Origin of the sequence: Pseudahrensia aquimaris (assembly GCF_042676045.1) — a bacterium.
Taxonomy (GTDB): Bacteria; Pseudomonadota; Alphaproteobacteria; order Rhizobiales; family Rhizobiaceae; genus Pseudahrensia; species Pseudahrensia aquimaris.
Genome location: NZ_JBHTJV010000009.1, coordinates 271,085 through 284,898, shown reverse-complemented (window position 1 = coordinate 284,898; position 13,814 = coordinate 271,085). Strand labels below are relative to the sequence as shown.

Below are 13,814 nucleotides of genomic sequence, written 5' to 3'. Positions count from 1 at the left end.
TAACTGAACTTGTGTTTCACCGGAGTTTGTCATGGGCGCCATTCTCGCCATCGATCAGGGCACGACATCATCGCGGGCCATTGTGTTCAACGCCGACCAAACCATCGCCGCCATAGCGCAGCGCGAATTCTCTCAACATTTTCCAAAGTCCGGCTGGGTAGAACACGATGTTGAAGAGATCTGGGAAGGCGTGATCGCCGTTTGTCGAGAGGCCATCGCCAAGGCAGGGCTTGAGCCAAAAGACATCGCCGCTATCGGCATCACCAACCAGCGCGAAACGACCGTTGTTTGGGACTGCAAGACAGGCAAAGCGATCCATAACGCAATTGTTTGGCAAGACAGGCGCACGTCGGAATTCTGCGCTCAAACTAAAATAACGGGCGTGGAGAACGAGGTGACGGCACGGACAGGGTTGCTGCTCGACCCGTATTTTTCCGGCACAAAAGTCCGCTGGCTTTTGGAGAACGTTGATGGTGCCCGCGAACGCGCGCAAGCGGGCGATCTAATGTTTGGCACCATCGACACATTCCTGATCTGGCGGCTGACGGGCGGCAAACGGCACGTCACCGACGCCACCAACGCTGCTCGCACGCTGATGTATAATATCGGCGAGAATAGATGGGACGATTTCATGCTGGATATGCTTGACGTTCCCCAATCCATGCTGCCGGAAGTGCTCGACTGTGCTGCCGACTTCGGGATTATCGACAAAGAGCATCTGGGTGCGGAAATTCCTGTCCTGGGCGTGGCGGGTGACCAGCAAGCGGCAACAATTGGTAATGCCTGCTTTAAACCGGGAATGCTCAAATCCACCTACGGGACAGGATGTTTCGCGCTGCTGAACACGGGCAGTGACAAGGTCACCTCGAAAAACAAGATGCTCACCACCATCGCCTATCGGCTCAATGGCAAGACGACCTACGCGCTGGAAGGTTCGATTTTCATGGCAGGCGCAACGGTGCAATGGTTGCGGGATGGGCTGAAAATCATCGACGATGCAGGACAATCCGGCGCGATGGCGCAGGCTGCGGACGATGAACAAGAGGTCATTCTGGTGCCAGCATTTACCGGCCTTGGCGCACCCTATTGGGACGCGGATGCGCGGGGCGCAATCTTCGGCATGACGCGCAACACCGGACCCAACGAATTTGCCCGCGCGGCGCTTCAAGCGGTCTGCTATCAGACGAGAGATTTGTTGGACGCTATGAAAGCCGATTGGGCGGATGCTTCCGACGAGACGATCCTGCGCGTGGATGGCGGCATGGTGGCGAGCGATTGGACGATGCAATATCTGGCTGACATTCTGGCAGCTCCCGTAGACCGCCCGACGATATTGGAAACCACCGCCCTCGGCGCGGCTTGGCTTGCAGGTTCCCGGGCTGGCGTATGGCCCGACCAGGACGGTTTTGCCGAGACGTGGGCGCGGGAGAAGCGCTTCGAGCCGCAGATGGATGAAGCCTCCCGCTCAGCGCGGTATGCCGGATGGAAAGATGCGGTCAAGCGCACTCTGTCGAAGCCTCAAGCCTAGTTGCGTTCACAATCGCTTGCGTAATTGTGAGTGCCGCACCGCTTGCCTTGCGACACTTGCAGGTGAATAAGCAGCCAAATCTGTTTTTCGGGGTATTCCTATGACCACATTCGCTTTTCGCACCCTCAAAGCCGCCCTTTTTGCCTCCGCACTCATCGCCGCCCCAGCACAAGCGGCGGAGTTTGATATCGACAATTGGGCAAGCGTCGAAGAGGCGGCCAAAAGCCAGACGGTTTACTGGAACGCATGGGGCGGCGCACAGAACATCAACGACTACATCGCGTGGGCCGGTGGTTTGATGAAGGAACGCTACGGCGTGACTGTCGAACATGTGAAACTTGACGATACAGCCAATGCAGTGGCCACGGTACTGGCAGAGAAGACGGCTGGTAAGGACGAAGGCGGACGCGTCGATCTGATCTGGATCAATGGCGAAAACTTTGCCGCTATGAAAAGCGAAGGCCTGCTTTACGGTCCCGGTTGGGCCGAAAAGCTGCCAAACTGGCAATATGTCGACGTTGAAAACAAACCCACCATTACCGTGGATTTCACCATTCCCACCGATGGCATGGAATCTCCTTGGGGCGGCGCGAAGATGGTTTTCTTCTACGATAGCGCCCGCACCAAGGCGGAAGATCTGCCGAAAAATGTCATCGAATTAGCGAAATGGACCGCTGCCAATAAGGGTCGCTTTTCATACCCTGCGCCGCCAGATTTCATTGGTTCGTCCTTTCTGAAGCAAGCGCTCACCGAGCTGGCACCGGACCCGTCGAAATTGCTGGAGCCTGTGAAGGCGGAAGAGTTTGAGGCTGTCACCGCGCCGTTATTTGCCGTGCTGGACGACTTGCACCCCAATATGTGGCGTCAGGGGCAGGCTTATCCGAAGAACTATCCGGCGATGGAGCAATTGCTCGCTGATGGCGAATTGGACATTACCTTTGCCTTCAATCCATCGCAGGCGTCTTCTTCCATCAAGCAAAACAAACTGCCGGACACGATCCGCTCGTTCACCTTTCCCGTTGGCACCCTTGGCAACACACATTTCGTGGCCATTCCCTACAACGCAAACGCCAAGGCGGGAGCGCTGCTGCTGGCCAATTTCCTGCTGTCGCCGGAAGCCCAGCTTCGCAAGCAAGACCCGAATTTCTGGGGCGATCCAACCGTGCTGAACATGGCGAAACTGCCGGAGGCCGACCGTGCCGCCTTCGCCGCTCTTGATCTCGGCATCGCAACTTTGAAGCCCGAAGAGCTTGGCCCCATGCTGCCGGAGCCGCATCCAAGCTGGATGACGGAAATCGAGAAAGAATGGACCCGCCGCTACGGCGCGGGCAACTAAACCGGAGCATATGGGGCGCGGCGAGCGATGATACTGCGTTTCGCGCCCGCTTTTGCGATCGCGCTGCTGCTGGGTCCCGTTGTGTTTGGCCTGGCAGCAACGCTGCTGCCCGCCTTCGGCTATCTGCCTTCGCTGGGCGGCACAGAGGTTTCCACCAAACCCTTTGCTGATCTTTTTGCCATGCCGGGCGTGTGGCGCTCGGCAGCGCTGAGCCTCATAACAGGGCTGGTGACAACAGCCATCGCGCTCACGATTGTCATTCTGTTTGTCAGCGGCTGGTTCGGTGCGCGCATTTTTGCCCGCGTTCAGCATCTCATTTCGCCGCTGCTTTCGGTGCCCCATGCGGCGGCGGCCTTCGGACTGGCCTTTCTGATTGCGCCATCGGGCTACATCATGCGGCTGCTATCGCCCTGGGCGACGGGAGCCACCCGACCGCCCGACGTGCTGATCCTGCAAGATCCTTATGGCCTGTCGATGATGGCGGGTTTGATCATCAAGGAAATTCCGTTTCTGCTGCTGGTCACACTGGCCGCCCTTCCACAAACTCGGCCACGCCAATCACGCCACATCGCACAATCGTTTGGTTACGGCCGCCTTGCCGCGTTCCTTCACACGACATGGCCGCTGGTCTACCGACAAATCCGCCTCGCCGTTATCGCCGTCATCGCCTACGCAACCTCGGTTGTGGACGTGGCGATCATTCTGGGGCCATCGACGCCATCCACGTTGGCCGTGCGCTTAACACAATGGATGAGCGACCCGGATATCGCCCTGCGCTTTGTTGCGTCGGCAGGAGCGGTTTTGCAATTGGGCGTGACGGTGACCGCAATTCTAATCTGGCTGGTGAGCGAGCGCGTTGCCGCTCGCATAATGCGGACACAGCGCCAATCGGGCCGACGCGTACAAAAAGATGCTGTGCTGCGCGCCGCCGGCCTAATTTTGATCGTCACCGCCGCATTCTTGATCTTCGCAGGACTGTTTATTTTGGGGCTTTGGTCGGTTTCGGGGTTTTGGGCATTCCCCGATGCCTTACCGCGCAATTTCACACTGCAAAACTGGGGCCGCGCTTGGTTTACGATGGTTGGGCCGCTGTCGAATACGCTCTGGATCGGCGCAATTGCTACCGTTGTCGCCATCATCATCACGCTGGCCTGTCTGGAGCGCGAAGCCCGCACGGGGCGCACAGGCGGCTCACGGGCGCTGCTGTTCATCTACCTGCCGCTGATCGTGCCGCAGGTTTCGTTCGTGTTCGGCCTGCAAATTTTCTTCGTCTCTATCGGCTATGACGCGTCTTGGCCCGCGCTTGTTTTTGTGCATCTCATCTTCGTTTTGCCCTACGTTTTCCTGTCACTCTCCGACCCCTGGCGGGCTTGGGACAGGCGCTTCGCCAATGTGGCGCACGGGCTTGGGGCAAGTCCTACACGCACGTTCTGGCGGGTGCGGCTTCCGATGCTGCTGAAGCCAGCTCTGGTGGCTGCTGCTGTGGGATTTGCGGTTTCCATCGGACAGTATCTGCCAACGCTGTTGATTGGTGCCGGGCGCATTCCCACCATCACGACCGAAGCGGTGGCACTTGCCTCAGGGGGTGATCGGCGGGTGATTGGCGTCTATGCCTTTGTGCAGATGATTTTGCCGTTTCTTGGATTTGCTCTTGCCGCCGCTATTCCCGCTATCCTTTTCCGCAATCGCAGCGACATGAAAGGGGTGTCGTAATGGGGGAGCCCGGCCTTGTCCTGCGCGATATCGAAATCGCTCTTAACGGCAAAGCGCTGCTGGCTGTATCAGCACATGTCGCCCCGTCGCAGACGCTTACGCTGATGGGTCCATCTGGCTCCGGCAAGTCATCGCTGCTTGCCTATATCGGCGGCTTTCTTGACCCGACATTCAAGGCCAAAGGCAATGTGCTTCTCGATGGCGAGGAGATCACCCACAAACCCGCTCATGAGCGCCGCACAGGTATTCTGTTCCAAGACCCGCTTCTGTTCCCGCATATGTCGGTCGGTGAAAATCTGCTCTTTGCCGTCCCGCAAACTGTCAACGGTTCTGAACGCCGGACGCGCTGCGAACAAGCGCTGGAGGATGCGGAGCTGAGCGGCTTTTTTGACCGCGATCCGGCCACGCTTTCGGGCGGTCAAAAAGCACGTGTTGCGCTGATGCGGGTGTTGCTGTCGCGCCCCAAAGCGCTGTTGCTGGACGAGCCGTTCTCCAAACTCGATACAGATTTGCGCGATCAGGTTCGGCGTTTCGTTTTTGCTGAAGCTGCACGCCAAAACCTGCCCGTGCTGCTGGTCACCCACGATGAAGCCGATGCCACCGCCGCCGGTGGCGAGATCATTCGACTGGATTGAACGCGCCAGATCGCGGTATTCACACCCATGATCTCACTTCCACCATCTGTGTCAGACCTTCCCATCCATGAAAAGCTGGGCGATCTACTGCGCTTGCTGGAGACGCAATCGCGGGCCGTTCTTATCGCTCCACCGGGAGCGGGCAAGACAACCATCGTGCCACTGGCGCTGTTGGACGCTCCTTGGCGGGAGGGGCGCAAGATCATCGTGCTGGAACCGCGCCGCTTGGCAGCCAGAGGTGCGGCCAGTCGCATGGCCAGCCTGCTTGGTGAAAATGTGGGCGAAACGGTTGGCTATCGGGTCCGGTTCGACACGAAAATATCCGCAAAGACCGAAATAGAAGTTGTCACCGAGGGCGTGTTCACACGCATGTTGGCGTCCGATCCGGGCTTGGAAGACGTGGCTTGCATCCTGTTTGACGAATTTCACGAGCGTAGCCTCGACAGCGATCTGGCGCTCGCGCTGTGTCTCGATTTGCAAACGGGCTTGCGCGAAGATCTGCGTCTCATTCCCATGTCCGCAACGTTGGATGGTGGGCAGGTGGCGCATACAATCGATGCGCAAGTGATCGAAAGCGCAGGGCGGCAATATCCCGTCGAGATCGTCTACCGCGAAGGCCGAGTAAAAGAAGCGGTAGAGGCGCAAATGGCGTCTGCCGTTCGAGCGGAAATCGTCCAAGCCAATACCGGCAGCATCTTGTGCTTTCTGCCCGGCCAGCGAGAAATCGAACGCGCGTTTGAAGTACTGAAAGACACGCTGCCGAACGATACAGATTTGCTTCGGCTCTACGGCGCCTTATCTTCGGCTGAACAAGACGCCGCCATTCAGCCAAGCCCATCGGGACGGCGCAAAGTCGTTTTGGCGAGCGCCATTGCGGAGACGTCGCTCACTATCGACGGCATCACCACAGTCATCGATTCCGGCCTGTCACGCCTACCGTTCCACGAACTGGCCACAGGTCTGACCCGATTGCAAACCGTGCGGTCAGATCAGGCTTCAATCGCGCAAAGGGCCGGGCGCGCCGGGCGGCTGGGGCCGGGACGGGCTATCCGGCTTTGGCGGGAGCAGCAGACGGCATCCCTCCCGAAAACCGCACCGCCTGAAATCATTAATGCGGACCTGACAGACCTTGTGCTTACGCTGGCCGATTGGGGGGTTGCCAATCCCGCACAACTGATATGGCTTGACCCGCCGCCTGCACCGGCTTGGAACGAGGCGACCGCGCTGTTGAGAAAGCTCGGCGCGCTTTCGGCTGAAGGAAGTTTGACAGAGCATGGCCGGATGCTGGCGCGCCTGCCCATGCCACCACGGCTGGCACATATGATTGCATCCAGCGCTAATCCCCAAGAGGCCACGCTGCTCGCCCTGGTGCTTCAGGAGCGCGGCTTGGGCGGAGCAGCGGTTGATGTTGAAAGCCGCTTGGCGAGGGTAAAATCAGGCCGCGATAAGCGCAGTCAGCAGATGCAAACGCTCGCCAAACGCTTGGCCGCTCAAGTTGGCAAGGCACAGGCCGAGAGCGAAAGCGTTGGCGTGACATTGGCGCTGGCCTTTTCTGAGCGGGTCGCGCAGCGGGGCGGACAATCCCCAAACGGCATGATCCGCTACACGCTTGCGAACGGACGGGGCGCGGAAATTGATGCAATCGAACCGCTGGCAGCGCAGGATTATCTGGTGGTGGCAGACATGATCGGCCGCGCCGGTGCGGCCCGGATCGTTTCCGCGGCCGCGATTGAAAAAGCAGACCTGCTGAGCCGTTTCGAAGCAGAAATTGCAACCGTTCGAAGCACTCGGTTTGATGGGAGCAAAGGGAAATTGCTGGGTGCAGAAGTGCGGAAATTCGGCGTACTGCCGCTGGAAAAACCGCGCGGCTTTTCCCCGTCCGCTGAGGATATCACAGACGCCTTGATCCATGCAGTGCGCGAACAGGGTCTCGACGCCTTGCCTTGGCAAAAGGCGGACTGGGCGTTGCTAGAGCGCTTGCGCTTTTGGACAGCGCACCATACAGGCGCTGATACACCAAAGCGCTTTTGTGAAGCCGCTCTGATCGATGAATTAGACGAATGGCTGGAACCCTTTATTGCGGGGCGCACATCGCTGAAGGAGCTGGCGGACGGGACGTTGAGCAACGCGCTCCTGCTGCGCTCAGGTCTTGGCTCCGTGAGGGATCTTGACCGGATCTTGCCATCGCATTTCACGGCACCTACGGGTTCGAAAATTCCGATCATCTTTTCAGCGGCCAAAGCCGTCATTGCCGTGCGGCCTCAAGAATTGTTTGGCCTGACGGCCCATCCCACGATCATCGACGGCACGTTTGCGTTGGAGATCGAGCTTCTTTCCCCCGCAGGACGACCGATCCAGATTACCAGCGATCTGCCCGGCTTCTGGCGTGGCTCTTGGGCAGATGTCCGTGCGGACCTTCGCGGGCGCTATCCCAAACATCCCTGGCCGGAAAATCCACTGGAGGCAGAACCCACCCAACGGGCCAAGCCTCGAAAATAGGCGCTCGATGCGGCACTTTAGATGTCGCCAGCGCCATGTCGTTTCGGGTAGCAAAGAACCACGCCAACCCTCCGGAAGCCGATATGCCCGATCAAACCATACAAGCCGCCCTGCCGGAGCGGGTTTTGATCCGCCTCGATACACTGATCCGCTTGCGGTGGTATGCGATTATCGGACAAGTGGGGGCTGTCCTGGTGATTGCCTTCGGCTTTAACTATCCGATGCAATGGGCACTTTGCCTGCTGCTGGTTGCTTTATCGGCAGCGCTGAACCTGTTTCTCGCCAAGCGCTACCGCGCCAACCATCGCCTGCCAGGTGAAGGCGCGTTCATGCTGCTGGCTTTCGATCTGCTGCAATTGGGCAATCTCTTATTCCTGACAGGCGGTTTGCAAAATCCGTTTGCGATTTTGCTGATCGTGCCGGTGGTCGTGTCATCAACCTCGCTTCTGCGTCGCCACATAGTGATGCTCGGGTTTCTCGCAGTTGGTATCGTCAGCCTACTAGCATTTTTCCATCTGCCGCTGCCTTGGGACACCGCGGACCCGCTGCGCCTGCCCCGCCTGTATGTGGCGGGATTCTGGGTCGCTCTGGTTTGCACGCTCGCTTTCACGGCAATCTATTGTTTTCGGGTTGCACAGGAATCACGAAAACTGGCGGATGCGCTTTCCGCAACAGAACTTATTTTGCAACGCGAGAAGCACTTGAACGCACTTGATGGACTAGCGGCCGCTGCGGCTCACGAGCTCGGCACTCCGCTGGCAACCATCGCGCTTGTGTCAAAAGAAATGCACCACGAATTGCCCGTCGATAGCCCTCTGCGTGAAGACGCAACGCTGTTGCGCGAACAGGCGGAGAGGTGTCGGCAGATCTTGCAGACGCTGAAGTCCCTCAACAGCGAGGGCGCCGAGATGATTGAGCGCCAGAGCCTTGCGGCGCTGGTGGAAGAAACCTGCGCCCCATTGCGTAATTTCGGCGTCACCATCGACATCATTGAAGAAGGCGAGCAGCCAAGCCCGCTGATGCTGCGCAGCCCCGGCGTGCACTATGGCCTTGGCAATATCATCGACAATGCGGTGGATTTTGCGCTGCAGAATGTTCGCGTAACAACCGCTTGGGATAAGCATTCCATTTCCATCACTGTTGACGATGATGGCCGCGGATTCTCACCAGATGTCATTAACCGCATTGGCGAACCTTTCATAACCACCCGCCCGAAAGGCCGCAGCACGCATGATTCTGGCCTGGGGCTTGGCCTTTTCATCGCCAAGACGCTCATCGAACGCAGCGGTGCTTCGGTAACTTTCAAGAACCGTCAGGCCAAGGGCAGTGAAAACGGTGGTGCTCGGGTCTCAATCGTCTGGCCACGCGAGGCTTTCGAGCGCGGCATCAACTCTTGATGCGCGCCGGATGTTGGCAGGACAAATATGCGACAAGTTGGCATTTTTGACTGCATTTATTTGATTAAGAAACCAAATTCCCCACATACTCGTTAATAGAACGACCCAATTGATTTGAACAATTTGAGACGACGGACCCTGCTATGACGGAAACTGCCGATCCTGCCGATCTAACCAACACCCCAACCTTGCTCTTGGTGGACGATGACCGTCCATTTTTGCAACGTCTTGGCCGTGCTATGGAAGGCCGTGGCTTTGCGGTCACCATGGCGGAAACAGTGGCTGACGGCATGGCGGCCGTTCGGGCGGCCGAGCCCGACTATGCAGTTGTCGATATGCGCTTGGAAGACGGCAATGGTCTCGATGTGGTGGAAGCCCTGCAAGCTCGCCAAGCCCAAACCCGCGTGATCGTGCTAACTGGCTACGGCAACATCGCAACAGCAGTGACGGCAGTGAAATTGGGTGCGATTGACTATCTCGCAAAACCCGCGGATGCCGACGACATTCTTAATGCACTGATGCAAAGCCCCGACGACAAGGCTGCACCGCCGGAAAATCCGATGTCGGCAGACCGTGTGCGCTGGGAGCACATTCAGCGCGTTTACGAATTGTGTGACCGCAATGTGTCCGAAACAGCCAGACGTCTCAACATGCACCGCCGCACATTGCAGCGCATTCTTGCAAAGCGTGCGCCCCGCTAATCCAGTCAACGCGCTCGGGCCTAATCGTCGGAAAATTGCTCTGCGGCCAATCCTGCATGGGCACAGCAACGTGCGAGGCGGATGGCACTGGCGCGAGCAAAACGTAGATGGACCTCCTTACGCCGTGCGGCTGGCATTTTAGCGTCCACGCATGGCCGAATTTCTTCTGCTCCATAGGCATCAGCAATCATCAAGCCGGCCTCAGCAGGAAATTCGTCCATTGGAACATCCGGCAGGGTTGCGAAATACAGCCGATCGCAAAAATCGAAATAGTCTGGCCATTTTGCATCCGCTCTAAGATCAGCCAACGAAGACTTCACCTCAACAATCATCACCTCGCCTTTTGGCGACAAAGCTACCAGATCCGCGCGACGTCCGGTTCTGAGCGTTAATTCGGGCAAGGTCACCCATCCGGCCTCGCTTAAATGACGCTCCACCCCTGTGCGAACTGCTAGCGCCCGCTCGGACTGGCGCCCGTCGACAAATGGGTTGTCTTGAGCAAGTGACACAATCGGCACCGCCGAATCTCCTTTTGTTCTTCCTATTTCAAAAGGTGACAGATCAATCAGCGGTGTCAAATACCCTTAACCGCGCTTGCAAAAGCGTTGGTGCAAAAATGTCTCACCTGAAACGATTTGAGAGTTTGCAGAGCTCGAATCCCCATGATTCGTTTGTTCACAGACGCACAAATTGGTAGATAGCTCGCACAAGCGCATTGGGGGATGCGGGCGAAGTAATGCGTATATGTCGTCCTAAGGCTGTAAAGCGCCTTTATTATAATGGGTTAAAAGATGTTTTCCGGTTTTTCAAAAGTCTTCACGCCGCTGGTCCTTGTTTTGGCTCTGTTCGCGGCAGGGTGTTCGTCATCCAGCCGCTCAGTCTCCGGCTATACAGGTCCATCAATTTCGTCCGTCTCAGCTAAACGAAGCGCGGCACGGGCTGACGTTCGCAGCGCCCGCAGTGAAGTTCGACAAGCGAAACGGGAAGTTGCCAAACTCGAGCGCGACATTGCCCGTAACGAACGTCGGCTGAAGCGCAATATCTCAACCAAACGCAAAGATACGGCGAAAAAGGCGGTTCGTGCTGACAAGCGGGCTCTGCGCAGCGCGAAACGCTCCTTGCGTCGGGCAGAACGCAGCCTACGCCGGGCAGAACGGCGCCAAGAGCGCGCTGAGCGTGCCGTTACCAAAGCGCGCAATGACAAACGAGAAGCTGAACGCCGCTTCGCGCAAGCGGAGCGCGATCGCAAGGCAGCTGAGCGTGCAAGTCAACGGGCCGATGCCCGTCGTGCTCTGGAGCGCAAAGACGCTGATAAGCCTGATAATTCGCGACGCCTTTTCGCTCTGTCTGATCCGGCGCTGGCCAACATCAGCGATTACAAAGCCCGTGTTGATGGCGGTTTTCCAGTCGCGGCAATCCCCGTCTCTAAGATGAACAAGCGGAATTTCCGGCAAGTGGTGAACTACCGCACGTCCCACAAACCGGGCACGCTGGTTGTCGATCCGCATGGCAAGTTTCTCTATCTCGTCCAGCCTGGTGGCAAGGCCATGCGTTATGGCATCGGTGTCGGCAAGGCCGGTTTTGAATGGTCGGGCGAAGCGCACATCGGCTGGAAGCAGGAGTGGCCAAAATGGACACCACCTGCCGAAATGATCGAACGTCGTCCCGATCTTGCTAAATGGGGTGTCGATAATGGCGGTATGCCCGGCGGGCCAACCAACCCGCTTGGCGCTCGTGCGTTGTATCTGATGCAGGGCAACGTCGACACGCTCTACCGCCTGCATGGCACACCTGAGTGGAGTTCCATTGGTACCGCAGCATCATCTGGCTGTATCCGCCTTATGAACCAAGACGTGATCGACCTCTATAAGCGGGTTCCAAACGGAACCAAAGTCGTCGTTCTGTAACAACAATTTGGGATGATGCCGGAAAGGAGCATTTCCGGCACTTTCTGATAAAGCATCGCTTGCAATCGCCAGCCAGTCGCTTTACCTACACGTCGTCGCGGTCAACACTGCGATACAGCATGCACCCGTAGCTCAGCTGGATAGAGCACCAGACTACGAATCTGGGGGTCGGGCGTTCGAATCGCTCCGGGTGCACCATTTTCTATGAAAGCTGCTGCTTGTAGCCAGTGTTCAACTGGCCTGTCTTGATGAGCTGAATCATCTGCTGCGTGTGGCTTGCCATGAGCATTTGACCGCCATCAGAAAATTCGTTGAGACGCAACTTATCTGGAAACAGCTCGCACAATGATCGGATAACTTGAATTGGCGAGTGAGGGTCGGTGGCGCCATGTGCCATGATGACTGGTCCTGGAGCCTCTTCGATGAGGTGATCCCAATTTTCGAAGCAGTCGATAACATCGTGAACCGCTTCTTCAATTCCCTGTTTGGAAGTGAAAGCAACGCCTTCCTCAAATTCGGCAATTGTTTCCGGTAGAGCCATCACCTCCAGATCTGCCGGACTGCCGGAATAATGGTGGGACAGAAAGCGGGACATTCCCGCACTCAGCATGAGCCGATGGCCCGCACGGGCCACCAAATAAGCCATTTGGGGAGACACTTTGCACGCCTTTATTAAGGCCACGGTCCATGCAGAACTTACCCGGCTGGCATCAAAACTGATCTTCCTGGTGGTTGGCGCAGCCGATGCGATGACGATCCTGCGGTCGATACGATGCTGTAGATGCTTGAAAATATGGAAAGCTGCTGGCGTTGAAGCCGTCTGCGCGATCAACACGCATTTCTCAATTCCCATTTGATCAAGAATAGCTTCCACATCAGATGTGAGACATTCAAACCGTGATGTTCCTTTTGCCGCCTTGGTTGTTGCACCGAAACCAGGACGTCCTGGCGCAATGAAATACAGCCCGGCATCGTGCAATTGCTGCTCTACAAAGGGTGGGAAACTTCGGTAGTAAACAGAGTGCAAAAAGACGACTGGAAGTCCTTGCGGGTCACCATAGAACAAGACGTCAACGCTGCGGTTGTCTGGGCGCAATACATCGAGACGTCGCCGCTCCGGTCGGTTGGCAATACGCGCAATGGGTTCTATTTCCTTCACGAATTGCGAAAGACCAAGCGCAACCCGCATGAGATCGAGCTGACTGCGTGCACCGGCTTTCGCCAGTAAATTTTGAAACTGAGTGCGAACGGTGGCGTGGGAGCGCTCGCGCGCATCTGCGATTTGGCGCAACGACGAGCCGGACATAAAGCCGTCAACAATGTCCGCCTCCGCGTCTGAAAATCCGAATGCAGATTTCATCAACTGGGACGCCTCAACCCGCCAAACAGGGTCGATTATAAACATCAGGGCGCGCTTTTCAGAAGAAGTCTGAGAGTCTGACCGTATCAACGCAATCGTTACCGGTCTGTCTTCCTTGTCCTTGAAAGCCCTTTTCAAATGCACGCTGCCGTTTCCGTCTGCTTCTTTCAAAGCGGCTTCGATGGCGGTTTCCAACGGCTCGGATTTTTCCAGCGAATAACCTATACCGCTAATGCGGTCGCCCACATCCAGGCCCGTTTCCTTAAAGGCGAGATCATTGACCGCGTGAATGAGTCCGCCGCTGGCCACGAGATAGGCAGAATGGGGAAATGTATTGAGCAGCAATGCCACATCATCGCGCAAATTGTCCTGGGAGTCGCGCAAGGCGATAGAGGACAGCGTTTCGCTGGCAACAGCATCGACGGCCTTTGACTGAACGCCCTCGCGCGGCCTCACAACCAATTGGCTGATATCGCCGTGTTCTGAATCGACGTGCTTGTTCCACGCGTCGATAAACAAGTTGTAGCTGCGCGGATCATCAACCAGCCGCTCCATCGCCCTCGCGAGCTCCAATTCTGTTTGGGACTTTTCCGACAAGAGACCTCCCTGCACGCGGCTGCGCGAAATGTGATGAAAGTCACACTCACCAAAATTAGCGGCAAAATTTCTCTCGCGCATACAGCACTTGCAGTATGCGGAGCGATTGCCGTGGATGGCAAGTTGGCGATCAGGGGTGAG

Annotated in this window: 10 protein-coding genes and 1 tRNA gene; 9 read left to right on the top strand and 2 right to left on the bottom strand. The window is 57.1% G+C overall.

Going from position 1 to position 13,814, the window contains the following annotated elements:
• Nucleotides 1–31: 31 nt before the first annotated feature.
• The 7 genes from glpK to ACFQ14_RS10120 all read left to right on the top strand — a co-directional run bounded on the left by glpK (nucleotide 32) and on the right by ACFQ14_RS10120 (nucleotide 9,809).
• The gene (gene glpK, locus ACFQ14_RS10150; protein WP_377212617.1) at nucleotides 32–1,528 is read left to right on the top strand and encodes a glycerol kinase GlpK; all 1,497 of its coding nucleotides are present in this window, start codon (nucleotides 32–34) and stop codon (nucleotides 1,526–1,528) included.
• Nucleotides 1,529–1,628: 100 nt separating this feature from the next.
• On the top strand, nucleotides 1,629–2,864 hold the full coding sequence (locus ACFQ14_RS10145; RefSeq protein WP_377212616.1) for an ABC transporter substrate-binding protein: 1,236 nt from the start codon (nucleotides 1,629–1,631) through the stop codon (nucleotides 2,862–2,864).
• Between the two features lie 27 nt (nucleotides 2,865–2,891).
• Complete coding sequence (locus tag ACFQ14_RS10140) at nucleotides 2,892–4,577, top strand: ABC transporter permease (protein ID WP_377212615.1); 1,686 nt, start codon at nucleotides 2,892–2,894, stop codon at nucleotides 4,575–4,577.
• Entirely contained in the window at nucleotides 4,577–5,212 is a 636-nt protein-coding gene (locus ACFQ14_RS10135; protein ID WP_377212614.1) for an ATP-binding cassette domain-containing protein, read from the top strand. The genes ACFQ14_RS10140 and ACFQ14_RS10135 overlap by 1 nt, the downstream gene beginning before the upstream one ends.
• Nucleotides 5,213–5,239: 27 nt before the next feature.
• Nucleotides 5,240–7,711: an ATP-dependent helicase HrpB gene (hrpB, locus tag ACFQ14_RS10130; protein ID WP_377212613.1), complete on the top strand. Its 2,472-nt coding sequence runs from the start codon at nucleotides 5,240–5,242 to the stop codon at nucleotides 7,709–7,711.
• 83 nt (nucleotides 7,712–7,794) lie between these two features.
• Complete coding sequence (locus ACFQ14_RS10125) at nucleotides 7,795–9,108, top strand: ActS/PrrB/RegB family redox-sensitive histidine kinase (RefSeq protein WP_377212612.1); 1,314 nt, start codon at nucleotides 7,795–7,797, stop codon at nucleotides 9,106–9,108.
• 143 nt (nucleotides 9,109–9,251) lie between these two features.
• Complete coding sequence (locus tag ACFQ14_RS10120; protein WP_377212611.1) at nucleotides 9,252–9,809, top strand: ActR/PrrA/RegA family redox response regulator transcription factor; 558 nt, start codon at nucleotides 9,252–9,254, stop codon at nucleotides 9,807–9,809.
• A 20-nt stretch (nucleotides 9,810–9,829) separates the two neighbouring features.
• Here ACFQ14_RS10120 and ACFQ14_RS10115 read toward each other — a convergent pair whose 3' ends face one another.
• The gene (locus tag ACFQ14_RS10115) at nucleotides 9,830–10,327 is read right to left on the bottom strand and encodes an MmcB family DNA repair protein (protein ID WP_377212610.1); all 498 of its coding nucleotides are present in this window, start codon (nucleotides 10,325–10,327) and stop codon (nucleotides 9,830–9,832) included.
• Between the two features lie 273 nt (nucleotides 10,328–10,600).
• Between ACFQ14_RS10115 and ACFQ14_RS10110 the strand changes: the two genes are divergently transcribed.
• Together ACFQ14_RS10110 and ACFQ14_RS10105 are read left to right on the top strand one after the other, a co-directional pair.
• On the top strand, nucleotides 10,601–11,716 hold the full coding sequence (locus ACFQ14_RS10110) for a L,D-transpeptidase (protein ID WP_377212609.1): 1,116 nt from the start codon (nucleotides 10,601–10,603) through the stop codon (nucleotides 11,714–11,716).
• Nucleotides 11,717–11,837: 121 nt separating this feature from the next.
• Nucleotides 11,838–11,914, top strand: a tRNA-Arg gene (locus ACFQ14_RS10105).
• A gap of 4 nt (nucleotides 11,915–11,918) precedes the next feature.
• Here ACFQ14_RS10105 and ACFQ14_RS10100 read toward each other — a convergent pair.
• A complete protein-coding gene (locus ACFQ14_RS10100) occupies nucleotides 11,919–13,673 on the bottom strand; it encodes an alpha/beta fold hydrolase (RefSeq protein ID WP_377212608.1) in 1,755 nt (584 codons plus the stop codon).
• Nucleotides 13,674–13,814 lie beyond the last annotated feature (141 nt).

What these genes read in the sequence shown, in the direction of transcription:
- glpK (WP_377212617.1), top strand. Translation starts at nt 32, where the DNA reads ATGGGCGCCATTCTCGCCATCGATCAGGGCACGACATCATCGCGGGCC.
- ACFQ14_RS10145 (WP_377212616.1), top strand. Translation starts at nt 1,629, where the DNA reads ATGACCACATTCGCTTTTCGCACCCTCAAAGCCGCCCTTTTTGCCTCC.
- ACFQ14_RS10140 (WP_377212615.1), top strand. Translation starts at nt 2,892, where the DNA reads ATGATACTGCGTTTCGCGCCCGCTTTTGCGATCGCGCTGCTGCTGGGT.
- ACFQ14_RS10135 (WP_377212614.1), top strand. Translation starts at nt 4,577, where the DNA reads ATGGGGGAGCCCGGCCTTGTCCTGCGCGATATCGAAATCGCTCTTAAC.
- hrpB (WP_377212613.1), top strand. Translation starts at nt 5,240, where the DNA reads ATGATCTCACTTCCACCATCTGTGTCAGACCTTCCCATCCATGAAAAG.
- ACFQ14_RS10125 (WP_377212612.1), top strand. Translation starts at nt 7,795, where the DNA reads ATGCCCGATCAAACCATACAAGCCGCCCTGCCGGAGCGGGTTTTGATC.
- ACFQ14_RS10120 (WP_377212611.1), top strand. Translation starts at nt 9,252, where the DNA reads ATGACGGAAACTGCCGATCCTGCCGATCTAACCAACACCCCAACCTTG.
- ACFQ14_RS10110 (WP_377212609.1), top strand. Translation starts at nt 10,601, where the DNA reads ATGTTTTCCGGTTTTTCAAAAGTCTTCACGCCGCTGGTCCTTGTTTTG.